General features: G+C 45.5%; 35 protein-coding genes, 1 tRNA gene, 1 CRISPR repeat array and 1 riboswitch. Of the genes, 2 read left to right on the top strand and 34 right to left on the bottom strand.

Annotated features, from left to right (window positions below; genetic code table 11):
- Positions 1-74 precede the first annotated feature (74 nt).
- The 21 genes from EV209_RS12450 to EV209_RS16985 all read right to left on the bottom strand — a co-directional run bounded on the left by EV209_RS12450 (position 75) and on the right by EV209_RS16985 (position 9520).
- Positions 75-1040, bottom strand: a complete 966-nt coding sequence (locus tag EV209_RS12450) for a DUF6353 family protein (protein ID WP_130435796.1) — start codon at positions 1038-1040, stop codon at positions 75-77.
- Between the two features lie 2 nt (positions 1041-1042).
- A complete protein-coding gene (locus EV209_RS12445) occupies positions 1043-1294 on the bottom strand; it encodes a DUF3310 domain-containing protein (RefSeq protein ID WP_130435795.1) in 252 nt (83 codons plus the stop codon).
- A 12-nt stretch (positions 1295-1306) separates the two neighbouring features.
- Positions 1307-1927, bottom strand: coding sequence for a hypothetical protein (locus EV209_RS12440; RefSeq protein WP_130435794.1), 621 nt, complete (start codon positions 1925-1927; stop codon positions 1307-1309).
- Between the two features lie 16 nt (positions 1928-1943).
- Positions 1944-2132 (bottom strand): hypothetical protein, encoded by a 189-nt coding sequence (locus EV209_RS12435; protein ID WP_130435793.1) that lies wholly within the window; start codon positions 2130-2132, stop codon positions 1944-1946.
- An 81-nt stretch (positions 2133-2213) separates the two neighbouring features.
- Positions 2214-2504 (bottom strand): hypothetical protein, encoded by a 291-nt coding sequence (locus EV209_RS12430; RefSeq protein WP_243647587.1) that lies wholly within the window; start codon positions 2502-2504, stop codon positions 2214-2216.
- Positions 2505-2555: 51 nt separating this feature from the next.
- Positions 2556-3278, bottom strand: coding sequence for a DUF6353 family protein (locus EV209_RS12425; protein ID WP_330521208.1), 723 nt, complete (start codon positions 3276-3278; stop codon positions 2556-2558).
- A 127-nt stretch (positions 3279-3405) separates the two neighbouring features.
- The gene (locus EV209_RS12420) at positions 3406-3954 is read right to left on the bottom strand and encodes a DUF6273 domain-containing protein (RefSeq protein ID WP_130435790.1); all 549 of its coding nucleotides are present in this window, start codon (positions 3952-3954) and stop codon (positions 3406-3408) included.
- 33 nt (positions 3955-3987) lie between these two features.
- Positions 3988-4287 (bottom strand): hypothetical protein, encoded by a 300-nt coding sequence (locus EV209_RS12415; protein ID WP_130435789.1) that lies wholly within the window; start codon positions 4285-4287, stop codon positions 3988-3990.
- 35 nt (positions 4288-4322) lie between these two features.
- Entirely contained in the window at positions 4323-4493 is a 171-nt protein-coding gene (locus EV209_RS16380) for a hypothetical protein (protein WP_165388923.1), read from the bottom strand.
- Between the two features lie 46 nt (positions 4494-4539).
- Positions 4540-5304: a DUF6353 family protein gene (locus EV209_RS12410; protein WP_130435788.1), complete on the bottom strand. Its 765-nt coding sequence runs from the start codon at positions 5302-5304 to the stop codon at positions 4540-4542.
- A gap of 38 nt (positions 5305-5342) precedes the next feature.
- Positions 5343-5906, bottom strand: coding sequence for a DUF6273 domain-containing protein (locus EV209_RS12405; RefSeq protein WP_130435787.1), 564 nt, complete (start codon positions 5904-5906; stop codon positions 5343-5345).
- A 68-nt stretch (positions 5907-5974) separates the two neighbouring features.
- Positions 5975-6044 (bottom strand) — tRNA-OTHER (locus EV209_RS12400).
- A 66-nt stretch (positions 6045-6110) separates the two neighbouring features.
- Positions 6111-6320 carry a CTP synthase gene (locus tag EV209_RS12395; protein ID WP_243647586.1) on the bottom strand — a complete coding sequence of 70 codons (210 nt, stop codon included), beginning with the start codon at positions 6318-6320 and terminating at the stop codon, positions 6111-6113.
- Positions 6321-6391: 71 nt separating this feature from the next.
- On the bottom strand, positions 6392-6751 hold the full coding sequence (locus tag EV209_RS12390) for a hypothetical protein (protein WP_130435785.1): 360 nt from the start codon (positions 6749-6751) through the stop codon (positions 6392-6394).
- A 63-nt stretch (positions 6752-6814) separates the two neighbouring features.
- The gene (locus EV209_RS12385; RefSeq protein ID WP_130435784.1) at positions 6815-7129 is read right to left on the bottom strand and encodes a hypothetical protein; all 315 of its coding nucleotides are present in this window, start codon (positions 7127-7129) and stop codon (positions 6815-6817) included.
- 186 nt (positions 7130-7315) lie between these two features.
- Positions 7316-7705: a hypothetical protein gene (locus EV209_RS12380; RefSeq protein ID WP_130435783.1), complete on the bottom strand. Its 390-nt coding sequence runs from the start codon at positions 7703-7705 to the stop codon at positions 7316-7318.
- Between the two features lie 50 nt (positions 7706-7755).
- The gene (locus EV209_RS12375) at positions 7756-7974 is read right to left on the bottom strand and encodes a beta-lactamase induction signal transducer protein (protein ID WP_130435782.1); all 219 of its coding nucleotides are present in this window, start codon (positions 7972-7974) and stop codon (positions 7756-7758) included.
- A gap of 273 nt (positions 7975-8247) precedes the next feature.
- Entirely contained in the window at positions 8248-8457 is a 210-nt protein-coding gene (locus tag EV209_RS12370; RefSeq protein ID WP_130435781.1) for a DNA-directed RNA polymerase, read from the bottom strand.
- A 1-nt stretch (position 8458) separates the two neighbouring features.
- A complete protein-coding gene (locus EV209_RS12365; RefSeq protein WP_130435780.1) occupies positions 8459-8878 on the bottom strand; it encodes a hypothetical protein in 420 nt (139 codons plus the stop codon).
- Positions 8878-9129 carry a hypothetical protein gene (locus EV209_RS12360; protein ID WP_130435779.1) on the bottom strand — a complete coding sequence of 84 codons (252 nt, stop codon included), beginning with the start codon at positions 9127-9129 and terminating at the stop codon, positions 8878-8880. Before EV209_RS12360 ends, EV209_RS12365 begins: the two co-directional genes overlap by 1 nt.
- A 76-nt stretch (positions 9130-9205) precedes the next feature.
- Entirely contained in the window at positions 9206-9520 is a 315-nt protein-coding gene (locus EV209_RS16985; protein WP_130435778.1) for a DUF6431 domain-containing protein, read from the bottom strand.
- A 127-nt stretch (positions 9521-9647) separates the two neighbouring features.
- Between EV209_RS16985 and EV209_RS12350 the strand changes: the two genes are divergently transcribed.
- Positions 9648-10886, top strand: a complete 1239-nt coding sequence (locus tag EV209_RS12350) for a site-specific integrase (protein ID WP_130435777.1) — start codon at positions 9648-9650, stop codon at positions 10884-10886.
- A 202-nt stretch (positions 10887-11088) separates the two neighbouring features.
- Here EV209_RS12350 and EV209_RS12345 read toward each other — a convergent pair whose 3' ends face one another.
- The 13 genes from EV209_RS12345 to EV209_RS12290 form a co-directional block, all read right to left on the bottom strand.
- On the bottom strand, positions 11089-11823 hold the full coding sequence (locus EV209_RS12345; RefSeq protein ID WP_130435776.1) for a hypothetical protein: 735 nt from the start codon (positions 11821-11823) through the stop codon (positions 11089-11091).
- Positions 11810-12079 (bottom strand): helix-turn-helix domain-containing protein, encoded by a 270-nt coding sequence (locus EV209_RS12340; RefSeq protein ID WP_130435775.1) that lies wholly within the window; start codon positions 12077-12079, stop codon positions 11810-11812. The genes EV209_RS12345 and EV209_RS12340 overlap by 14 nt, the downstream gene beginning before the upstream one ends.
- Before the next feature lie 248 nt (positions 12080-12327).
- Positions 12328-13301: direct repeats of the CRISPR family, unit length 33 nt; unit sequence ATTTCAATCCACGAGGCCCTCACGGACCTCGAC.
- 107 nt (positions 13302-13408) lie between these two features.
- Positions 13409-13570 (bottom strand): hypothetical protein, encoded by a 162-nt coding sequence (locus tag EV209_RS16375; RefSeq protein ID WP_165388922.1) that lies wholly within the window; start codon positions 13568-13570, stop codon positions 13409-13411.
- Between the two features lie 40 nt (positions 13571-13610).
- Positions 13611-14369, bottom strand: a complete 759-nt coding sequence (locus EV209_RS12335) for an ATP-binding cassette domain-containing protein (RefSeq protein WP_130435774.1) — start codon at positions 14367-14369, stop codon at positions 13611-13613.
- 98 nt (positions 14370-14467) lie between these two features.
- Positions 14468-15106: a type I phosphoribosyltransferase gene (locus EV209_RS12330; protein ID WP_130435773.1), complete on the bottom strand. Its 639-nt coding sequence runs from the start codon at positions 15104-15106 to the stop codon at positions 14468-14470.
- Between the two features lie 103 nt (positions 15107-15209).
- Positions 15210-15989, bottom strand: a complete 780-nt coding sequence (gene trpA, locus EV209_RS12325) for a tryptophan synthase subunit alpha (protein WP_130435772.1) — start codon at positions 15987-15989, stop codon at positions 15210-15212.
- On the bottom strand, positions 15982-17166 hold the full coding sequence (gene trpB, locus EV209_RS12320) for a tryptophan synthase subunit beta (RefSeq protein ID WP_130435771.1): 1185 nt from the start codon (positions 17164-17166) through the stop codon (positions 15982-15984). Before trpB ends, trpA begins: the two co-directional genes overlap by 8 nt.
- 3 nt (positions 17167-17169) lie before the next feature.
- A complete protein-coding gene (locus tag EV209_RS12315; RefSeq protein WP_130435770.1) occupies positions 17170-17784 on the bottom strand; it encodes a phosphoribosylanthranilate isomerase in 615 nt (204 codons plus the stop codon).
- Between the two features lie 2 nt (positions 17785-17786).
- Complete coding sequence (gene trpC / locus EV209_RS12310; protein WP_130435769.1) at positions 17787-18581, bottom strand: indole-3-glycerol phosphate synthase TrpC; 795 nt, start codon at positions 18579-18581, stop codon at positions 17787-17789.
- Positions 18578-19588: an anthranilate phosphoribosyltransferase gene (gene trpD / locus EV209_RS12305; protein WP_130435768.1), complete on the bottom strand. Its 1011-nt coding sequence runs from the start codon at positions 19586-19588 to the stop codon at positions 18578-18580. The genes trpC and trpD overlap by 4 nt, the downstream gene beginning before the upstream one ends.
- The gene (locus EV209_RS12300) at positions 19585-20166 is read right to left on the bottom strand and encodes an anthranilate synthase component II (RefSeq protein WP_130435767.1); all 582 of its coding nucleotides are present in this window, start codon (positions 20164-20166) and stop codon (positions 19585-19587) included. The genes trpD and EV209_RS12300 overlap by 4 nt, the downstream gene beginning before the upstream one ends.
- Positions 20163-21629 (bottom strand): anthranilate synthase component I, encoded by a 1467-nt coding sequence (trpE, locus tag EV209_RS12295; RefSeq protein ID WP_130435766.1) that lies wholly within the window; start codon positions 21627-21629, stop codon positions 20163-20165. The genes EV209_RS12300 and trpE overlap by 4 nt, the downstream gene beginning before the upstream one ends.
- A gap of 555 nt (positions 21630-22184) precedes the next feature.
- Positions 22185-22535, bottom strand: coding sequence for an MmcQ/YjbR family DNA-binding protein (locus EV209_RS12290; protein ID WP_130435765.1), 351 nt, complete (start codon positions 22533-22535; stop codon positions 22185-22187).
- A 226-nt stretch (positions 22536-22761) separates the two neighbouring features.
- Positions 22762-22857, top strand: a riboswitch (glycine riboswitch).
- A 285-nt stretch (positions 22858-23142) separates the two neighbouring features.
- Between EV209_RS12290 and gcvT the strand changes: the two genes are divergently transcribed.
- Positions 23143-24231: a glycine cleavage system aminomethyltransferase GcvT gene (gcvT, locus tag EV209_RS12285; protein WP_130435764.1), complete on the top strand. Its 1089-nt coding sequence runs from the start codon at positions 23143-23145 to the stop codon at positions 24229-24231.
- The last annotated feature ends 15 nt before the right edge of the window (positions 24232-24246 follow it).

Genomic DNA, 24246 nt, shown 5'->3' with positions numbered 1-24246 from the left:
GAACCAAACCAAGGGCAGTCAGTCATGTCCTGATATGGATTTCCTGAGCCAAAACCATCCAATCCATCTGTCAGTCACATCAATTCCCAGATGTTTCCGTCCACATTAAAGTCGAGAAGGATAGCCGGATCAGCGCCGTTTACAAAGTCCGAGTAGCTCAGATTATCCGCATACAAACCAAAATCAACATAGTTATCACCGATGGGATGTTCAGCGTCATAAACCCATCCAACAACCTGGCCGGCCTTTGTCGGGGGCAGTCCCAGCATGTCATAAACATCGTTCAGGAAAAGGCGCTTCTTTGCCCGGAGCAAATCGTTGGCATACTTCTCCTGTGCTTTTAGGAACATCAGATTGTATTCATTGTTGTTTTCCCAATGGGGGTTCAGGACACTGTTTCCGTCTTCGTCCATTGTGTACTTCTCAAAGAACCGGGCGTATCCGCTTACATCGGACGGATTTACAACAAAAGCGGTCTTCTTCACTTTCTTTTCCTTGCCGGTTTCCTCGTCAATAACGGTTTCGCTTACCTTTTCCGCCTTGATGTTATACTTCAATTCCCGGTCAATCTCCTTGCCAAAGCGCTCAATGACCCGTTTCCGGTATTCCTTGAAGCTCTTGTCCACCGTCGCATAGGCCGCTGCCAGCGCCACATTCCGTTTACGAAGAATATTGTTCGACGCCAGAATGCTGGTGATGGATAAAGTCCCAAGAGCTATAGCCGGAGCATACAGCTTGGCCAGTTTCACCCCGGTCTGAAGATAGACAACCGACAGATCCTTTTTAGAATCCTCAATCGAGTAATCCTCGCCGGCCTTGGTTATGCCCTTTGCTGTTGCATCGTGGATCTCATCCACATCGTTCTTCGTCTTGTCGATGATTTTTCCGACCTTCGTTGTCGCCCGGCACGCCATAACCGTACTTGCCACAGTTCCAACAATGCCCGCCACAATGAGAATCTCCGGGCTGTGCTTCTTCAACTGAAATCCGACTTTATTGAAGGTTCCGCTTACCTTCGTCATAATCTCTTCTTTTTTCATGGTTAAATAGTCTCCTTTTCCAAATTTTTAAGATGATCGATAAGATGTTGCGTGTACCACATGATTTTCTCCAAATCCTGGATTCCGTTCTTTTTCTTCCAGCGGCACGCATATTTGATGATGTTACCGGTATCCACTGCTTCGATACCCTTGAGGTCAAATGTAAAAGCCTCTATCGCCTGAATCACTTCCAGACCTGTTTCCGACTGATAGTGATCCGGATGGGATACCATTTTATCGTTTGATTCATACATGATAACCCCTCCTTAATTCAGCGGCAGTGCCTTGGGTAATTTGAGAATATAACCATCCCTCACCCGAACAGGCTTGCATCCGCTGATATCCGTCCAGCCGTACTTATTCACGGCATAATTGTTTGTCGATACATCAGCGAGGTCATACAGGTCTCCAACACTGACAACTCCGTATTGACTGATAATGTCGTTCATGGCATCGAGAACGGACTCCGCATCCCCACGGGTTTCAAATATAATGTCATCATAGTCATACCCGCTTCGGGTTCCAGATGAGCGATAATCCCGCCTCCGGTCTGATTCCCTGTCATAGAATTTTCCGTAGGATACCTTGGAAGCGGTTGAATTTTTCTTGGTGCGGCCCGTTTCTCCATACAGAATCATGTCAATCCCGTTTGTCACTATATCAGAGATGGCTTTTTTTACCGCCGGTACCAGCACCTCCATAATGATATAAGATTTGACGTTCCCGACATCCTCGGAGATAAAGACATCTGCGAACTTCTGCATTTCACCTTTCTTTTTTGATTTCGCAGAGCCGGTGATTACTTTCCCCACTTTTTTCTCAGGCAAAGCATCGGATTCTCGCTGTTCCTCTTTTGATTTATGAGAATTCGGCTTGTACTCCTCCATTTACTTTCTCCTTTCCTTAGACAGCAATCAGCTTCCCAGGTAACGTAATTTTCGTATTAGGAAGCCTGTTGTGCTGCTTTTTAAATTGATACACAAGGTTGCTCCTTGCTTTTTTCTCAGACACGGCATAGGTGGTTGATTTCCAACGATGCGCTACACAGTTTTCAAATTCCATAACCGGTCCGTCATACGCATACTGGTTCATATGGCACCTCCTTGCAAAAAGGAAAAGGGAAAGCACCTTGTTTCAGGCACTTTCCCTCGTCCGAACCCTGTTTTCTAATCCTTATTCCGGATTTCCAACACTTTCTCCGCTTACGATAGCTGCTTCCTCGAAGTCATCGAAGTCGTCCTGCATAACCGTCTGCTTGTCCAGCTTGCGGGCCTTGATACGTGCTATCGTCGGGTCGATGATGTACTTACCAGCCACATAGCCGGCGATAAACACCAATCCGAAAACAGCCGCGGTCTTAAATCCGCTCGCGGAACTTGCTTTAACGATTTCCTCAGTAGTGGTTTCCATAACCTCTTCGTTCGTCATTATTTCATTAGCTTCCATTTTTTGTTCTCCTTTCATAGTTAGAAAAATAGGTGGTTCTTCCATTAAAGACATTGTTTTTTTCGCGTATTAGCCGTTGCTGAAATCGTATCTCGGAGCAATATGATACTCGATTACGAGGCAAGGCGTTCCATCGTCAGCCAACTGAGAACTGAATGACACGTCAATATATCCCTGGTCAATATTCCAGCCGAGTTCATCGCCAATGAGAGTCCCGTTCAAACCGATTTCATAATAGAACTCATTCAAAGAAATATACATCTCGTCCCGCATCCGGAGATTAAGCTCGTTGACGGCCTTCTTAATCTTGTCAATATCGGACTTAAAATATCGCCCGGACACCGTATCGTAACAGAGGGTGTTTCCCCGTTCGACGATAACCACTTCGCGATTGCTCACTGGGTTCTTCTCGATTTTGTCCTTGGCGACCGCGTCCCGTATACTCTGTTCTTTCTTCTCTCCGATGGTCTCTACTACTTTCTCCTGATACTCTTTCAAAGCGGACTCCGAGAGTGTATAAGCCGTGGCAAGAGCAGCCCGGCGCCTCATATTTACCGAACTGGCTCCGATTAAACAAGCTATCGAAACGGTTCCTATGACAGCCGTCGGAATATAACAAGCCCATGCAGCCTGAACGGTTTCTTTCGGTGTAAGTTCATTTACCTCCAGCTCATCTTTCTTTTCTTCAATGAGAATTAAAGCCTTTGGTGTAGCCCGGACCGCCAGTACGGTTGTTGTAATCATTCCGGCAATCCCGATTCCGGTTAGAATTTCCGGACTGTGTTTTTTCACGGCAGTTTGCATGTTTCGGATAGTTGCCGCTATTGTTTTTTTGTCCATTGATGTTCTCCTTTCGATTCTGGTCGCACATAAGCGCATCCCCTTTCAAAAATATAAAACCGCCCACAAGGGGCGGCGATTATTTAACCAACCAGAACTCCGGACGAACCCCAAGAGAGTCCGAAGCGTCGCCGTAGCTCGCAGCGCCACCGGTGCTCACAAGAGCGAAAACAGCCGAAGAAACGTTTTTCTTGGCAGCATTACGGAGCCACCACCAACACCAGTCATCTTCAAAATCGCAGACTCTGTTTCCACGCCGCTTCATAAGCTCAAACTGCTCATCGTTATCCGGCTCAAAGTTTTCATAGAAATCGTCGTGACCGAAAATCTCTCCGTATGTAGGAAGCGTAATCTCGCGGATTCTGGTTCTCAGCTTTTCGGGGAATGCCGGCAGAACCGTTTCACGGAGCCACCTGCACATATCCGATTTATCGAAACCGCCTTCGTTGGTATTGGTCTCATTCATTGAATGCCGGGCGATGACCTCGTCAAACAGGAAAAGTATTCCCTTGTCAGTCACTTTCTGAGCCGTAGCCGTAAATTTCCCGAAGCCGCTCAGCCTCACCGTAATCTGATCTCCTACACAAATTTCGTTTGTCTTGAACTGCACCTTTCTTGTTACCTTCATGATTTTTTCTCCTTTCAAATATGCATGTGTTATTTAATTCATAGCTCGCAGAATGTCCAGGATATCTGTGGCTACGTCATGTGCAACTGAAAATATAAAACTGTCGTTCCGTTCATCATGTTCGATACCCGAAAACTCATCTGTTCTCCGGACAAATTCTTCTACAATCTGCATTGGCGGAATATCTGCATGATGTTGTATACTTTTAAGAATTTCCTCGGCCGCCCATCGTCCGTAGCTTCTTTTGCGAAACTCATATTTGGGCCAATTCCTTCCGGGTTCAAATAAATCGAACATATACTCTTCAATTGCTGAAACAACTCGACTATCCATAGGAACCTCTCTCGAATAGAAAAGAAGAGCCCTTGTTAGGACTCCTCAATTTCGTCATCTCTCTTGGCAAGTGCTTCGTTTACCTTTTCTTCAATTTTTTCATCCATCTTCTGTTCGTTGACCCAATCGGTTACAAGCGTTGCCGCCACTCCGATCACAGTCGCCGCCAGACCCAGAACTTTAATCAATTTACTTTTAGTAGTCATAAAGCGATTACCTCCTTTTCATAATAGCAGTTGCAATTTTTGCGAACTACTCAAATTTGTTAAGTGCCATCGTGTCAATGGTTATGCACTCTAGGCCATCTTCCAGAATCGTTTTCTGATTATCGAAATCCAACCAATAGCAATTCATTTCTTCAACCATGTAGCTTATATCCCAACCCATTTCATCGCCTTTGTCTATCCCGTCAATACCAAGAAACGATAGATATTCATTTAAGGAACAGTCGCCTCTTAATGCGAGGTTTCGATTTACATGGTATTGGGCATTTAATACGGCGGCCATCGTCGTGGTAAAATATTTCTTTGATGCAAGGTCGTAGAAAAGTAGCTGCTCGCTCTCAGGGTCCATGTCCATGTTATAAACCTGATAACCCCAATCCTCTGAAGCAACTTTTGCATCTTTAGCCATTTCAGCATGGATTTTGTTATCAGCATCTTCACCATAAACCTTTTTGGCTGCTTGACGGTACTGCTTATAAGATTCATTAAGCATGGCGTATGCGCTCGTCAAAGCCGCCTGATTGCGCTTATCCATTACACCTATGCCAATAATACAGGTTATTGTACCAACCCCTATCAAAACTGAGGGAACATAGCATCGCCAAGTTGTCTGTACAAGTTCCATAGGAGTAAGTTTATCTGTTTCCAGTTCATCCTTTTTGGCTTTAATAAGTTTCAAAGCTTTAGGCGTCGCTCGCACAGCCATCACAGCCGTACCAACAACGCCGACGATTCCTAAAGCAGTTAAAATTGTAGGGGATGATCGCCGTAACCCCGTTGAAAATTTGCTCATTTTCTTCTCCTCTCAAAAGGGGCACAAGGCCCCCAGATTTATTTAACCAACCAGAACTCCGGACGAACCCCATCAGAGGCCGAAGCGTTGCCGTAGCTCGGACGGCCATCGCCGTTCACACTAGCGAAATAAGCCGAAGAAAACTCCCGGTTCATGGTATTTCTGAGCCAACCCCATTCCCATTCATTATGGAGGTATGCTACACGATTTTCCCGTTCTTTCATAAGCGGAAGCTGCTCGTCCGTATCCGGTTCAAAATGTTCATTATCCCATTTGTCCTCGTGACCGAACAACTCGCCAACGGTCGGAATAGATAAATCGGCGATTCGGTTTCTGAGTTCCTCCGGAAACGCTTCCAGAAGCACAGAATCAATCCACTTCTTTAAGTCAGATTTCTCATAGCCGCCTTTGTTAGTGTTTTTGCTGTTCATCGGCCTGCTTGTTACATACTCGTCAAAAATAAACAGAACACCTCTGTCTGTAATTTTGTGAGCCGTTGCGGTAAAGTCTCCGAGTTCTGCCAGAGATACCAAAATCCGATCCCCGACAATGATTTCTTTTGTTGCCATTTCCTGTCTCCTTAATACATTGATGTTTTCCATTTCTTTTTCTCCTTTCAATTTTGTTTTTGATGGAAAATATAAGAGCCGTTGCCGACTCCAAACTTAAGAGAAGCAGATAGGACTCGAACCTATAACTTCCACGGGTGTGTGGCGCTCTACCAATTGAGCTACTGTCTCTCCATAATATAACTTGTAAATTTCGCGCAGAAAGAAAAAGAGCCGTTGTCAGCGGCCCAATTTCCTTTAATTCAAACCAATTTTCTTCAGAATATTCATGAGTTCTTCCTTTTCCAGTTCGGCATCTACATCCAGATGAACATGCGTCTTACCATCGGTAATCGTGGTTTTTATCTCATTAACCTGAATATCAATATTGTATCCGAGCTTTTTTCGTAACACCATCTTTACCAGTTTTGAAATCATATTCGTTGTGAATTTAGACACGATCTTCATTTCGTCCATACTCCTTTTACTCCTTTCAAATTTCATTGATTTTTCCATAAAAGGAGCTGTAAATTTTGCGTCTAAATATCACGTCGGTCAAAGACCGTTTCCCATCGTTCCCTCACGATTGGCTTCATTTTCAGTGCCCACATGATTTGACGAATGGTAACAGTAGGATAAAGGCCGTCTTTACATTCTTCCGCTCGTTCGTCAAAGTATTTCTTAAATCCCGGATGCAAATATAAATCATCCGTCAGCCAGGGGTCAACTTCACTCCACCATGTACTCTTTGTCTCTGCGTCATATCGTTGTTGAATGACGGCCAATCCTTTATTACTAATCTGGAACAAGGTACAACTGTTATAAACCGGATGTTCACAAATATAAAGTTTGCCATACATGGAAAGATAAATAGTAGGCTTTTCATAATGGTATCTCATATCAGCCTCCTGAAAACAAAAGAAAGAGCCCTCGTCAGGACTCCCTCTTGTGCTGATAATTCTTTAATTGTCAAATAGTTTGCATGATGTTTTGCAATGCGGATACGGACCTCCACAGGCTCTGCATCCTGCCGGCGGAATATCGCCTCCATAACTCTTATGTACGCTTGATGCCCACTCTACTTCTTCGTCATCTTCGTACTCGTATTCCATTTCATCCACTTCCCATCCACATGATGGGCAGGCGTAAATATCACATCCACCGTTTGGATCTTCTCTGCGGTCCATTACAGCCCCACATTTGTTGCAAATCGCATACCCGTCATTAAGGTATTCTATCAATTCCATACCTTCGGGTTTAATAATTTTTTGGCTCATAAAGTCATTACCTCCTTGATAATCTGAAAGTAACGGTATAATTGTACGGTTACTCTCTACATTAAGTCAAGAGATAAAGAGCTCTTTTGCATCTCCTTTCCATAATAGGGGCTGTAAAAATCACGCGAAAAAAAACGAAAAGGACATGTTCTTAGCACGTCCCCTCGTTCCGAAACTTCAAATTCCTTATTTCTTTGTCGGTCTAAAACGGTTAAATAATCCTCTGAATGTGGTTGAGGTGTAGGTTCCGTTCTCCTCAAACTTAAATCCTCTGCGCATCCATACCGCATAGAACATCAACGGTAATATCAGCTCCGCTGCCGACATGCCAAGCCTGAAATATCGATCTTTGACCTGCTCTGCCAACTGCTCCTTCTTGAACTGCTCCTCGCGTTCGCGATTCGCCGCCTTTTCGTCGAAGTCCATGGCAATTTTGGCTTCTTCAATTTTCAGCTTATATAATGTCGCCAGATTTTCCGTTGCCGTTAAATGCTCCTTGCTCCCGAATGCCAGAGACTCCAAGCTTCCAAATTCGGCTTCTATCTCCTCATCCAACAAATTCCTGATTTTTTCCATTTTGTTCTCCTTTCGTTTTTGGCTTTTATCAGTTTCCATAATAGGGGCTGTTATTTCTGCGAAATATAACTTTTGAGATTGACTTTCAGGATTACATACTTTTTGGATGTTACGCTGTCTACATCTTTGGACAATTCCAAAAACATAAACGGACCATCCGGGTCGGAAGTATCAATCCGCAGAGTACCGATGTCTAAAGGTCTGTTTATAATTCTGGTTATAATCGAACCTATCACAACCCCGATCGCAAAGATAATTACAAGTTCCATAGAGTTCTCCTTTCAAAAATGTTTTTCCGAATTTCCCACCCGGGAATTTTTCAGATATCAAAATACCATGTTTTTCTGTCACCTGCGTACTGGAATTCTAAGCTAGAATAAAAAGAAAGAGCCATTGCTGGCTCAGTCTTTTAAAAGTCTTGCGATAAGGTATTCGGTTCCGATAATCCCTATAACACAGACACTAATCCAAGGGATAAGTCCTGCTATGTATGGATTTTTGATTTTCATAAAATATCACATCTCCTTTCATAACAGGAGCTGTTATTTCTGCGAACCCTCACCTTCATAGACAATTTTCTTTCTCAAATCCGACCAAGCAATATATCGCTCTTTCCGGCAGACCGGGCAGAAGAATTTAATCACTTTGCCTCCGATGTCCTCCAAATCTTGGATATCGGCTTCTAACCGGCTTTGACAATTTGGGCAGTTGAACCGATATACCTTTTTCACCGCAATATCTACAATTTTCATATCAGCCACGTTCCTTGTTCAGCAGCCAGAAGAAACGTCTGTACAAGTCGTAATAAACATCCTTGCAGCATGGAATATCTAATCTAGCTTTCAAACAGTCATAAGAGATGCCATTTGTTACCGCCTGCAAAATATAAGTTCCAAGCACTGCATCGGTTTCCTCAGCCACCAATTTCACCAATTCCATCCTGTCAGAGTAAAACACCCTTGCCTCTGCGCATCTCGCTGTCGGATCGCCAACATGCTGTTGTCCTGAAAACAGGACCAAATCTGTCGGTCTTTTTGCCAGCCCGTCTAAAGCTAAGTACGCCTTTTTCCAGATAGGGTATTGAAGACAGAAATGCTTCAGCTCATAGTACCGGTGTTTTTCAATCCAATAGGGATTCTTCTCAGACAGCTCCGGCCGTATCGTCGTTCCCATCAGCGTTTCTCTCCTTTCCACAAATAGCCCGTTTCTTCATAGAGGAGCTTCGGAGAAATATAGAAATTGATACGTCCGTACTTCGAATTCATCTCCTCAATATTTGTTACAAGTTTGCCGTTTCGAGTGGCCTTTCCGATTGGAAGCCATCCAGATATGATTCCGGCTCTTACCCAGGATGCATCCTTACCGTACACTCTGGCCGCGACGACCACTGGCACCGAACCCGACTCAAATATAATTTCTTCCATTGGCTCTCGCCTCCTTTCAACGGCTATTCTAGGATAAGAACTGCTTTTAGTAAAAACAACCTCGGTGGTTTAGCAATTACAAGGGAAGCTGTACTTTCTGAGAAATCCACCGAATCATCGTCATCTCACAGGGATAATCCTCGTATCCAATCGTCTCACAAGTAATAAGTCCCTCTATCACGCCTCGGATAATTTCCGCCTCATACTGCTTGTACGGAAAAATATCATCTGGAAGCTCTCTATGTAAATGTCCACATTTGATACAGCGTAATCTCCGAACCTTAATCCAGCTTGTACTTCTTCTTTTTGTCCGTACAATTCTCGGAACGCTGTCGTAGTATTTCAATACCCCGCCGCAATCAGGACAAGTTGATTCATCATGAGTAACCACATATATCACCTCCAGTGTAAAAAAAATAAGTGTAGGAGTAGTTGACAATTCCTACACTATGATATATGATTACTAATGACAAATCAACAGAAACTCAAAGATTTGTCAAGAAAGGAGTGAACGCACCATGCTGATGCAGTGTCCCGAATGCCAACTGCAAGTAAGTGATAAGGCGACATATTGCCCCCATTGTGGCTATCCTATGCAGCCGGATATAAAACCAAGAAAGCCTCGCAAATCCAATAAGCGAAGAAGGCTGCCAAATGGATTTGGACAAATAAGTGAAATCAAAGGACGAAATCTTCGAAACCCATTTCGTGCTATGGTTACAGTTGGAAAAACTCCGACTGGACGGCCTATTTGTAAGCCGCTCAAACCGGAGTCGTACTTTCCCACTTATAACGATGCTTATGCTGCCTTGGTTGAATATAACAAGAATCCCTATGATTTGGAACCGGCCATAACCGCAAAGGAACTTTATGAAAAATGGACAGAAGAATATTTCAAGACTCTGAAGAACGATGCAAGCGCAAGAGCCGTTACCTCTGCATGGGCTTATTGCTCATCTGTCTACGATATGCGAGTGATGGATATTCGGGCACGTCATGTAAAAGGATGCATGGAAGAAGGTATTGCCATCGTCAGAGGAAAAGAGCAGCGACCAAGCGCATCTATGAAAAATAAAATCAAGTCCCTATTCAACCTCATGCTGGATTATGCTTTAGAATATGAGATTGTTGATCGGAACTATTCACGAAGTTTCAATCTGACAGAAGAAACTATCAAAGAGATTCAGACTGTTAAGAAAGAACATATTCCATTTACGGACGAAGAAATCGCGTTGCTTTGGGAGCATGTGGACGATAAGCGATACATTGATGCGATTCTGATTCAATGCTATTCTGGATGGAGACCACAAGAACTTGGATTGATAAGATTAGAAGATGTTGATTTGGAGAACTGGACTTTCAAAGGCGGTATGAAAACAGATGCCGGCATGGACCGAGTAGTTCCAATTCATTCAAAGATACAATCACTGGTACTCAGAAAATATAAAGAGGCGGAATCCCTTGGAAGCGAATACCTTTTCAATTGCACTGATCCAGATAGCAATCGAAAAAATATAAAGTTCACATACAACCGGTATCAGAAAGGCTTCACAAGAATTCGAGACGAGCTGAAGTTAAATCCGGCTCACAGACCACATGACGGACGAAAGCATTTTGTGAGTATGGCAAAAAAATATGGCGTCGATGAATACGCCATTAAATATATGGTCGGACACAAAATTTCTGACATCACCGAAAAAGTGTATACCGCACGAGAATTTGACTGGCTGAGAGAGGAAATAGAAAAAATAAAATAGAATGTCTTTTGTGTAGGAATATTGGTATAGGAGTGGTGCAGGAATAATATACGATTTACATACATTTTCCTGCTTTTTACCACTTCTAACCGCTTTTAAAAGTATTGATTTTACTGGGTTTCTTGCCAGTAGCCAACTTAGGAAGTTTCTATAATTACTCTCTTCTATACAAAAGGGCTCTCTCACGCTTCTGCAGTTCCTTTCATTTCTTATCAGGAATATCCAGCTCTCCCTTCCAAAGTTTCATCTCTTGATCCCAGGTAACTTTATAGAAAACCGGAAAAGCCAGCTTTAACCTGGAAAGCAGCTCGGTTAAGTCAGTGTTTTTTATCGTTCCCGCCTTTGTAAAATCATGAGCATTTTTGCCCTGTGGATTCAATAGAATTGTACGACAGTCACGGCTCATGATAATCTCTATTTTTCTGCTTTGAATTTCCTTTTGCAGCATGGAATTCAGCCGCAGTTCACCTTCTTTTGTAATAGTAATCCTTTTTTCTTGATTTCTACGATTCTGCGGCTTTAAGACAAAGAATTTTTCCCAATCTAACTTTAATTCCCTATCTAAGTCCGAAGAGGTATCCTGTGCTTTTTTCTGCCCTGTGTTAACCCGGTTTATATCTGAGAAAAGTTCTTTTTCTATTTTTTTCTCTTTCTGGGCCTTTTTTATTTTTTGTCCTTTTTTTTCTGGTTCTCCAGGCTGACTATCCTGTACATCTTTTTTCAGCTTTTCAGCTTTCCAATATACCCCTTTTTCCTCCCCACTATCCAGCACCCCCTCTTTTTTCATACTGAACAGCACGTTGCTGATGGCATTTCTTTCAGGATTCAGATCAATTCCAATTTTTTTACATTCTTCACGGATTTCTTGAATATGATGTTTTTCGCTGTCCTCCATAATTTTAGCCACCACTTTTCTGATCTGATCATACTTTGTCATCACTCGCCCCCTGCTTTTTCTCATCCTCTTTTATTTCCACTACAATATCCTTGATGTCTTTATGTAATATTTTACATATGGCATACAACCTTTCTGCGGTAGGAAGATTGTGCCCATTTATATAATTTCTCACTGCATTTTCTGTAACATCAAGCATTCTGGCAAACTCCGGAACTGTCAGGCCTATTTCCTTCATATACATGCTGATTTTCTCACCTGTTTTCTTCCCATTAATACGCATATCCTTTCTCTCCATGGCACCCTCCTTTGTATTTATATCTAATATACCTTTAATGTATTTTTCAGGCAAGGACAATATGGCTGTGATATAGTATACAATAAATAGAAGAAATAGGGCGGGGCTGACTAGAGCAGTTTGATTCACAAAGTCCCATGGATCTTAGCTTGATTTTTCTGCTGCAACCGTTTACACTCGGAAACTTAAGTCCACGAATCTTTCCTGGACCTCGACGCGGTTTACAGGCGTTTGGACCGGCTGAAAGAATTTTAATTCACGAGGCCCTCACGGACCTCGACGTACCGCAATCTCATCAATCGTCATTCCCAGGCAATTTCAATCCACGAGGCCCTCACGGACCTCGACACCTCTCTATGACGAAAAACAGCTGCACCATTATATTTCAATCCACGAGGCCCTCACGGACCTCGACGAATCTAAATAGTTTTGCGGGATTATACGCCCCACATTTCAATCCACGAGGCCCTCACGAACCTCGACCGGCCCCCAAGGGTACGATCAAACCTTCAAAACCGATATTTCAATCCACGAGGCCCTCACGGACCTCGACATTTTAGATTTTGCATTTCACGAATCTTGCGCCGTATTTCAATCCACGAGGCCCTCACGGACCTCGACCAATGCGCATGGATTAATGATTCGTATGCCAATTGATTTCAATCCACGAGGCCCTCACGGACCTCGACGCGAAGAATCTTCCAACTGTATTTCCTAGAGGGATTTCAATCCACGAGGCCCTCACGGACCTCGACATTTAATCGTTGCCGGGGCGTCATTTATTAAAGAATTTCAATCCACGAGGCCCTCACGGACCTCGACGCAAGGCCTTTCGGATAACTCAACAACTGATTGCATTTCAATCCACGAGGCCCTCACGGACCTCGACATGGAACGCTGTAGAGCAGTCAGAGAGAGGAACTATTTCAATCCACGAGGCCCTCACGGACCTCGACGATATGCTCCGGATGAGTTCGCACGTACAAAATATTTCAATCCACGAGGCCCTCACGGACCTCGACTCATTACATTTTCGGGATATAGTCAACTATGAAATTTCAATCCACGAGGCCCTCACGGACCTCGACCTCAGATTCTTGAGGATTTGATTGAGCAACTTAAATTTCAATCCACGAGGCCCTCACGGACCTCGACTGAATTCTACTGTACCATTATTTAAAGATGTTATATTTCAATCCACGAGGCCCTCACGGACCTCGACAGCAAATTCACACAATTATTCCCCCACTCTTCACAGTATTCTAATCACCTGTACCAAATCCCCCTACTACCCAGCCCAAATTAAACAATGTATACCTTTAATTTCTTTTATTTCTCTGCCACCTTGATTATTTTTATGCCAAAGACAGAAATTTTCAGGTGCGAATCCCCCAGGAAAAATATGTTCACTTCTGGTTCGCACCAGCCGCTAACGTCCCAGCTACCATACATTAACCTGAATAAAAATTTGGTTGAAATCCATCTCTCCAACTACAAACGGACTAACTCTGAGCCAGACCTTTCCTCCAATTTATACCGCCATTTCCTCTTCTTCTGCTAAATAGTGAAGATAAACATCTTCCAGGCTGAGCGTCCCAGTTACCGTCTCCTTCACCTGACCTTTCACACTTTCCAGCAGTTCTTCCACAGTCCCCATTTTAACCAGGCTCCCGGACTGCATCAAAAGTATTTGATCCGCTATGGATTCCACATCCCCTACAATATGTGTGGCCAGCAATACAATCTTATTTTTCCCTAATTCATGAATATACCGGCGTAGGCGGATACGTTCTTTCGGGTCCAGGCCAGCCGTAGGCTCATCCAGAATCAGCACAGATGGGTTCCCCAGCAATGCCTGGGCCAGCAAAAGACGCTGTTTCATCCCGCCTGAATACCCTCCGACCTTTCTATGGGCGTCCACATCCAAATTCACAAGTTTTAGCAGTTCTTCTACCTGAACCTTCGCCTGTTTCTTGGAAATTTCTTTCAGTTCCGCAATATAATGCAGAAACGCTCTGCCGGAAAACTGGTCATAAAAACCCTGCTGCTGAGGCATATAGCCGACCTTGGTGCGGAATTTTTTCCCCAGTTTCAAAATTTCTTCTCCATTAAAGAGAATTTCCCCGGAAGTCCTCCGTATATTGTCGGTAATCAGGTTCATCAGCGTGCTCTTTCCCGCCCCGTTAGCGCCTAAAATGCCGTACAAGCCTTCCTGAAACGTAACGGTAAAATGATCCAATGCCTTTTTATCTCCATAGTGCTTAGATAATCCGTCTATTTTTAATTCCATAGCAGCCCCCTCCCGGCTTTTCTGGTGCAGATCATTGATACCAAATCGCCATGAAATCTTCCGGAAAGAAGACTCCATGGCATTTTTCTCAAATCAACTTATAAAGACGAATACCCAAATGTATTCACCAGCGCGTCCAGCTTCTTACCTGCCCTGCAGTACGGACAATGGCGGTAATCATGATATTCATAGTCCGGCAGATCTTTCTTTCCGAATACTGATCTGATGGGTACGCCATCCACCTGATCTTCCGCGCTGAAAATCGAAGAAACCCCCTGAAGAATTCCGCCGTAATACTGTACGCTTTCAATAGCTTTGTTTACGGTCAGTCCGGTTGTTACCGAGGCCATCAGAACGATCACATTTTTTCCCTGGATCATGGGAAGCAGGTTGTCACGGAAAATAATCTGGCTGTTATTGTTGAACTCCGGACTTACCACATATATCGTCTTATGCGCATTAGTGGACAGCGCCCCGCTTCTGGTCAGCTCTTCCGCCAGAAACGCACCTACCACTTCAGTTCCTTCCATACAGACAATGGTATCTACCACAATATTGTACAAATACATACCAACCAAAACTTTTGCCACTTCCTGCGCCTCTCTGGTCCTTGACTTCAGCGTGGTCATATCAATATAGTAATTGATGTGCGCGTGGTTTGTTGCAAAATGACCGGGTATTACCTTTAGCGCAGCTTCCGTGCCACCTGTGTAAATCTTTTTGTACTTGTTATCCATGAAAACGCCCCCTTACTTATGAAATTCCATTTTATATTTGGTTTCAAATCTGGTTTTATTATACTAATATTTCAGGATAACCGCAAGCAATATTGTAATTTTTTTACAATATTCCCTGCACTGCCTCTTTCATTTTTTTTACATATTCAGCAATGTATGGTACGCAATTTTTTCCATACTCTCCGCACAATTTTACAATTGCAGAACCTACGATTACGCCGTCACACTGCCTGCTCATCTCAGCCGCCTGTTCCGGTGTGGATATGCCGAATCCTACCGCACAGGGAATATTCCTGGATTTCTTTACCAGGCTGATCATATGACCGATATCGGTGGTGATATTACTGCGCACTCCTGTGACGCCCAGGGAGGATACGCAATAAATAAAGCCCCCGGCCTCTTCTGCAATCATGCTGATCCGTTCTTCAGAAGTAGGCGCAATCATCGAAATCAGATCCAGGCCATATTTTCTGCACATGCCGGCAAAATCTTCTTTTTCTTCAAAAGGCACATCCGGCAGAATCAGCCCGTCCATGTCCAGCTCCGCGGCACGCTTTATAAAGCGTTCAGTGCCGTAAGAAAATACTACGTTAGCATAAGTCATAAATATCAGAGGTATTCCAAGGTTTTTCCTTACTTTTTTTACCATTTTAAATATATTATCTGTTGTGGTCCCGTTATCCAGCGCTCTTTTGCTGGCTGCCTGAATCACAGAGCCTTCCGCTGTAGGATCTGAGAAAGGAATTCCCAGTTCGATCAGGTCTGCACCGGCGTCCGCCATGGCATAAACCAACTGTTCTGTCACTTCCAGAGACGGGTCACCGCAGGTAATATATGGGATAAATGCTTTTCCTCTCGAAAATGCCTGGCTGATTCTATTCATGTAAATCCTCCCCTCTGTAGCGGGCGATAGCCGCGCAGTCTTTATCCCCCCGCCCTGAAATGTTGATTACCACAATCTGGCCTTTTTCCATCTGCGGCGCCAGCTTTTTTGCATAAGCTACTGCGTGGGCGCTTTCGATAGCCGGAATCACGCCTTCTGTCCTGGACAGATATTCAAAAGCCTCCACCGCCTCTTCATCTGTTACCGGCACATATTCTGCTCTTCCTGTATCATAGAGATAAGCATGTTCCGGACCGATCCCCGGATAATCCAATCCGGCAGAAATTGAATACACCGGAGCGATCTGTCCGTATTCATCCTGACAGAAATAAGACTTCATGCCATGAAAAATACCGAGCCTGCCTGTGGCGATGGTTGCAGCTGTTTCCTTCGTATTCACACCTCTTCCGGCAGCTTCACAGCCAATCAGGCGGACCTGGGGATGGGGAATAAAATGATAGAATGCTCCCATAGCGTTGGAACCTCCTCCCACACAGGCCAGGACCGTATCCGGCAGTTTCCCTTCCTTTTCCATCAGCTGTTCCTTTATTTCCCTGGAAATCACCGCCTGAAAATCCCGGACAATTGTGGGAAAAGGATGCGGCCCCATGACCGACCCCAGCACATAATGGGTGTCTTCAATCCGGCTGGTCCACTCCCGCATCGTCTCAGACACTGCGTCCTTCAGCGTAGCAGTCCCAGCTGTTACCTCATGCACTTTGGCTCCCAGCAGCCGCATCCTGTACACATTCAGCGCCTGACGTTCCGTATCCTCTCTGCCCATAAAAATTTCACATTCCATACCCATCAAAGCCGCTGCCGTCGCTGTTGCCACCCCGTGCTGGCCTGCGCCTGTCTCTGCAATTACCCTGGTCTTTCCCATCTTTTTTGCCAAAAGCACCTGCCCAAGAACATTATTGATTTTGTGGGAACCGGTATGGTTTAAATCTTCTCTTTTCAGATAAATTTTAGCGCCTCCCAGGTCCTCTGTCATCCTGGCCGCAAAATACAGCCTGGACGGCCTTCCTGCATATTCATTCAGAAGCCCGGTTAGCTCTGCCTGAAAATCCGGATCGTCCTTATAATACTGATAGGCCTTTTCCAGCTCAATCACCGCATTCATCAATGTTTCCGGCATATATTGGCCGCCATGTATTCCAAATCTTCCTTTTGACATCTCTTATTCCTCCTTCAGCAACCCGATCAGCCGGCTCATTTTTTTCTCATCTTTCCTGCCCTCTGTTTCAATTCCGCTGGAAATATCCAGACACCAGGCATCCAGGGTCATCGCTTCTTTGATATTCCTTTCACAGATTCCGCCGGCAAGAAAAAACGGCTTTATCCGCTGTTTGGCCAGAACTTTTCTCAGCGCCTTCCAGGAAAAACTTTCTCCTGTCCCGCCCCTCCCCCGGTCAAACAGCAAATAATCAGCAGAAAACTTTTGAGCTTTCAGAATATCCTCTTCCCCCTCTACCGGAACCGCTTTAATCAGTGGTACGTTAATCGCCGCCTTCAGCTTTCTGATGTACTCTTCATCCTCATTACCATGAAGCTGCACTGCCCTGATTATTTCTTTTTTCAAAAATTTTAAAATTGTATCTTGTTTTTCATCGGCAAATACTCCCACCGGCACGATCTCTTTTATAAGCTGCCCGGACAGATCCTCCGCCTGTTCCTGTGTCACCTGTCTCCGGCTTTTGGCAAATACAAATCCCACATAATCCGGTCTTAGCCGATTTACCGCAGATATATCGCTTTGGCGGCTCAGTCCGCAGAATTTAACCTTGTTTTTCATCCTTACTTTCCTTTCAATCGGTTTAACTGTTCCTTTTTATCACGAGAACACATCAGCGTCTCCCCGATTAAAACTGCATCGGTTCCATGTCTTTCCAAAAGCTCAATATCCGCTCTGGTACGTATGCCGCTTTCAGAAACAAATATGATCTCCTGTGGAACCAGTTTTTTCAGCCGCTGGCTGACATTAATATCTACCTGAAACGTTTTCAGGTCCCTGTTGTTCACTCCGATTATCCTGGCTCCGGCCTGCCGCGCCCTGAGCACTTCACCCTCTGTATGCACTTCCACCAGCGCGGACAGCCCCAGGCTGTGGCACAGCCTGATCCATTCCTCCAGTTCCCTGTCGGTAAGAATTGCGCAGATCAGCAGAACCGCCGAAGCCCCCAGTAATTTAGCCTCCCAGATCATATAAGCGTCCACAACAAAATCTTTCCTGAGCACAGGAACAGACACTGTTTCTGCAATTTCCCTGAGGTATTCATCTTTTCCCTGAAAGTATACCGGTTCTGTCAGGCAGGAAATTGCAGATGCCCCTGCCTGTTCATATTCCTGGGCTATTTTTAGGTAAGGAAAGTCAGGCGATATTATTCCTCTGGAAGGCGATGCCTTTTTTACCTCACAGATAAAGCTGAGGCCTTTTGTCCTCAATGCTTTTTCAAATGGAAAATCCATTGCTGCCGGAAAACTCCGCACCTGATCCTGGAGCTCTTCCAGAGTCAAATTCTTCTTTTTATGATTTACCCGTTCCCTGGTTCCTTTTACAATCGCTTCCAGAATATTCTGCTCTTTTTTCATGCGTTGCTCTCCTTAATAAAGGCATCCAGCTGTCTTTTGGCAGCTCCGCTGCCGATCAGTCTTTCAGCCTGTTTCACACCCTCTTCCAGGGTTCGGGCCTTTCCAACCAAATAGAGGGCTGCGCCCGCGTTCATACATACTGCCTGACGCTTTGGCCCCTGCTCTTTACCGTCCAAAATGGATCTGGTAATTTCAGCGTTTTCTTCCGGCGTACCTCCGGCCAGTTCCCCGGGGCGGCACCTGGAATAGCCAAACTGTTCCGGCGTAATCTCATAGGAATGAAACTGCCCGTCCCGCACCTCGCATACCTTGGTAGGCGCGCTCATGGAAATCTCATCCAGACGGTCCATCCCATATACCACCATCCCTTTTGTCACTCCAAGATTGGACATCACTTTTGCCAGCGGCTCCACCAGCGTTTCATCATAGACGCCCATCAGTTCCATATTGGCCCCTGCCGGATTGGACAGGGGGCCAAGGATGTTAAAGACCGTCCGGATTCCAAGCTCTTTACGGATCGGCGCCACATATTTCATGGCGATATGGTAGTTCTGGGCAAAAAGGAAACAGATGTTTATTTTTTTTAAAAGTGAAGCGCTGGCTTCCGGCGGCGCTGTGATGTTTACGCCGAGAGCTTCCAGCACATCCGCAGCGCCGCATTTGGAGGAAGCAGCCCTGTTTCCATGTTTTGCCACCGGCACGCCTGCTGCTGATATTACCAGCGCTGAAGTGGTGGAAATATTAAAGGAATTGGAACCGTCTCCCCCGGTTCCTACTATTTCCAGCACATCCATATCATGCAGAAGGCGGATACAATGAGCGCGCATTCCGGCTGCGGAAGCGGTAATTTCATCAATTGTCTCTCCTTTCAGGGAAAGTGCAGTCAGATAAGCTGACATCTGTACAGGAGTTGCCTCCCCGTCCATAATTTCATCCATTACTTTTTCTGCTTCCGAATAAGTAAGATTTTCTTTTGCTGCCAGTTTTAAAATTGCTTCGCGGATCATATTGCCTGCCTCCTCTTGCTTAAAATATTTTTGATGATCTGAATTCCCTGAGGCGTCATTACGGATTCGGGGTGAAACTGAACGCCGTAAACAGGGAACTTTCTATGCTCCACTGCCATTATTTCTCCATCCTCACTGGCTGCAGTCACCTGCAGTTCTTCCGGCAAAGTTTCCTTAACCGCTGACAAAGAATGATATCTGGCAGCCTGAATCGTTTTTTCCATACCTGCAAACATCCTGCTTCCTGTATCCAGTCTGACAGGCGTCTGTTTCCCGTGCATCAGCTGTTTTGCATAGGAAATCTCAGCTCCCATAGCTTCACAGATCGCCTGGTGCCCCAGACACACGCCCAAAATCGGTATTTTCCCGGAAAGCTTTTTGACGGTTTCAATACATATGCCAGCTTCAGAAGGACGGCCGGGGCCGGGCGACAACACAATCAGCTCCGGAGCCGCAGCTTCTATCCTTTCCACGGTCCAGGCATCATTACGGATTACTTCCACCTCAGGGTTTACCGCTCCGATCAGCTGGTAAAGATTGTAAGAAAAACTGTCATAGTTATCAATCAGCAATATCATACCAAGCCTCCTTCCGCCTCTGTTATGGCGTTCAACACAGCTTTTGCTTTGTTCATGCACTCCTGATATTCTTTTTCGGGCACGCTGTCCGCCACAATTCCCGCTCCTGAGCGGATACAGATTCTGCCGTTTTTCTGATAGATAAGGCGGATTGCTATGCAGGTATCCATATTCCCCGCAAAATCCAGATATCCAATTGCCCCTCCATATACGCCCCGCCTTCTGCCCTCCAGTTCGTGTATAATCTCGCAGGCCCTGATCTTTGGAGCGCCGGAAAGCGTTCCGGCCGGCAGCACTGCGCCTATGGCATCCAGCGCGTCCCTGTCCTCTCTGATCTCGCCCCTTACCGCAGAACCGATATGCATGACATGAGAGAAACGTTCAATGCTCATGTATTTTTCTACCTGAACAGTCCCCAGCCTGCTGACCCTGCCAATATCATTTCTCCCTAGATCTACCAGCATATTGTGTTCTGCCAGTTCTTTCTCATCTGAAAGCAGCTCCTGCTCAAGCGCCATGTCCTCCTCTTCTGAAGTTCCTCTCGGCCTGGTCCCGGCCAGCGGGAATGTCTGAAGTATGCTGTTTTCCAGCTTTACAAGCGTTTCCGGCGATGCTCCCGCGATCTCTATGCTGTCGCTGGAAAAGTAAAACATATAAGGAGACGGATTACTGGCACGGAGCGTTCTGTATATATCAAAAAGGCTTCCCTCCGCCTCTGCTTCCAGCGGATTTGACAGCACCACCTGAAAAATGTCCCCTTCCCGGATATAATGTTTTGCCTTTTCCACCATGCCGCAATATTCTGCCTCTGAAAAATAAGGGCTGCATGGATTTTTTAAATGGATGGGCTGAGGATCTGCCTTATGTCCTGTCCTCAGCAGCAGTTCCAGTGTCTTTAGCTTTTCCTCCGCCTCTTTATAGGATTTCTCGGGATTTTCAGCCCTTACTCCCGCGATCATGACAAGCTTTTGCCGGAAATTATCAAATGCGATAACCTGATCAAACAGCATCAGGTCCACATCCTGAAAATCCTGGTCTTCGCATGATATATTCAGCCCTGGTTCCATATAGCGGATATATTCATAAGAAAAAAAGCCTACAAGGCCTCCCGTAAAAGGCGGCATATTTTCCAGCCTGGGCCCCCTGTTTTCTAATAAAATCCGCCGGATCTCCTGCTGCGGGTCTCCCTTCTTTTCTACGACATACTCTCCATACCGAACCCTCAAATTCCCCTCTGCGCAAGTAATTTCTGCTGTCGGGTCATAACCCAGAAAAGTATAACGTCCCCATCGCTTGCTGTCCTCCGCACTTTCCAGCATAAAACAGTGATGGCTTGCATTTTTCAGAATACGCATGGCCTCCACTGGCGTAAGAAAATCCGAATAGATTTCCCGGCATACGGGAATTCTGCGGTACTGCCCGCTGCCTGCCAGATCAATAACTTCTTTCAGTGATGGGTACATGGATGTTTCCTCCTTTTCATTTTGGGTCCTCCGGCTCGCGCTCATTAAGCTTCGGGATCTTCGCTTCACTAAGCTCTCTCGCCTTCGGCTCGCTTGCTAAGGGGCGCGAAGGGCTTTCGCACTAAATTCGCACTTCACCTCCGGCTCGCGCTCATTAAGTGCTCAATGCCAAAACCCCGCCCTTGACAGAGTTTGATCTCTGTCAAGGGCGGGGTTCACTATTCCTATTATGCCCGCGGTGCCACCTTGATTCACAGCTTATGCTGCGCTCTCTGCAGGATACCAACATATCCCCGGCAACTTACGTATGCCTACACGTCGCAGAATACTCGAAGGTACCCTTCTTTGACTGCGCCCTCTGCGGCCCATTTGACAACCTGCTTTTCTGCCCTTTCTCAGCTCCCGGACTCTCTGTAAGCGCATATGCTGCCGTTACTTCCGCTTCATCGGTTTAACTTATTAATGTTTTATTACAGCTATTATATTCACAGCAAAACCATTTGTCAACCTCTTTTTTCCGAAAATCTTTCCACCTTATCATATTGCAGCCGCTTTTTAATTTCTCTTGTATCTATTATTTTCGGAAATAAGATCGTAGCTTTCTGCGAGCATTCTCCTGATTTCATTCTCCGGGATGGTTCCGTCCAGGATAATTGTATTCCAATGCTCTTTGTTTTGATGATATCCGGGAATTACCGCCTGGTATGCCTGCCTCCAGAAATCCCTCCACTGGGGATCAACTTTTACATTCACCCGGATCTGATTCTCCATTTCATAGGTCCAGGCAAAAGCTCTTCTGTTCTTTCTGAAACGCACCAGCTGCCAGTTATCATCATGAAACGGGGCATCCTGATATGTGTCGGGGAAAGAAAGGCAATATTTTAAAACTTCTTCTCTTGTCCGCATTTTATGTCCTTTCCATCGTATCGCCTGTTTAGGAACTTAAAAGTCTGTCTTTCCATGCCATAATCAAAATCTACCATAAGCAAAGACAGTTTTCAACATCTATTATCAACTTCAATTGTTCAAACCCCTTTGAAAATCCCCTCCTTTTTCTTCCCGAAACCACATTCATCCTGGATTGACACTGCCTTTTCTCCATGCTATAATCAAATTAATAAAATAGCATCGGATGAAGGATTTGGGAGAGCTGCCGGGTTTTGATTCTGCCGCGGCACACCGAAGGGGCTTTGCGGAAACTCTCAGGTAAACGAACCATATTCTGACGATACTCTGAAAAGTATCTGTTTATACAGATACACCGAAGAGGCAAATCTTTCAGGTTAATGACAGAGCGCATGGAACGATTGTTTTCCATGTGCTTTTTTATTTTTAATTTGAACTGCGTTTCCTATGAAATAAAACCCTTCGGGGGACCGCACTGCAGCGTAAGGGATCACGTCGCTAAAGCGACACACCGCAGGCAGGGAAGCCCGCGGGCAGGATACTTTTTCATTTCATGGAAATATCAATTGTATATGCGGCTGTCCGCAGGAGAAGAAAGGAGGTTGCAATGGAACAAAAAACGCCGCTGTATGATATCCATATTGCAGAGGGAGGAAAAATGGTGCCTTTTGCCGGGTATCTGCTGCCGGTTCAGTATGAAGCCGGCGTTGTGAAAGAGCACATGGCTGTCCGCACAGGCTGCGGGATTTTTGATGTTTCTCACATGGGGGAGGTTCTCTGTACGGGACCGGACTCCCTGAAATTTCTAAATTATTTAATGACCAATAACTTTTCAGGGATGCTGGACGGCCAGGCCAGATACAGTCCCATGTGCAATGAACAGGGAGGAGTCATAGATGATTTAATCGTATACCGCATAAAGGAGGATTGTTACTTTATTGTGGTAAATGCCTCCAACCGTACAAAGGATTTCCTATGGATGAAGAGCCGCTGCCAGGGACGGGTGGACCTGCAGGATATTTCATCTGAAACTGCGCAGATCGCCCTTCAGGGGCCGTATGCACAGGCTGTTCTGGAAAAAATCACTGGTTTCGCAGACTTGCCGTCCAGATATTACAGCGCCGTCTTTCAGGCAGAAGCCGCCGGTCTGAACTGCGTTATTTCCAGAACAGGATATACCGGGGAAAAGGGCTTTGAACTTTATTTGGCGGCAAAGGATGCATCCTCGTTGTGGAACGAGCTGACCAAGGCAGGAAAGGAATTTGGCTTGCTGCCTTGCGGCCTGGGAGCAAGGGACACGCTGCGGCTGGAAGCCGGCATGCCCTTATACGGCCATGAGATGACCGAGGAAATTACGCCTCTGGAAGCCGGGCTCGGCAACTTTGTGAAAATGGAAAAGCCTGAATTTATCGGGAAGCAGGCGCTGTTGGAAAAAGGCGTGCCGGCAAGAACCCGGGCAGGCCTGAAAGTGACGGGACGGGGTATTGTCAGGGAGAATTGCCCTGTCTTTTCAGGAGAACAGCCGGTTGGGGTCAGCACCTCCGGCACCTATCTCCCCTATCTGGGCTTTCCCGGCGCAATGGCGCTCCTGCAGAGCAGTTTTGCCATCCCGGGGACTGCTCTCACAGCGGAAGTACGAGGCCGCAGAATTCCAGTGGAAGTGGTGGGGCTTCCCTTTTACAAGGGCAATAAATAACCTTTTTTACAGCAG

The organism is Cuneatibacter caecimuris, assembly GCF_004216775.1.
GTDB lineage: Bacteria > Bacillota > Clostridia > Lachnospirales > Lachnospiraceae > Cuneatibacter > Cuneatibacter caecimuris.
Note: the sequence above shows the minus strand (reverse complement) of the source record. Positions and strands in the feature narration are given on the sequence as shown.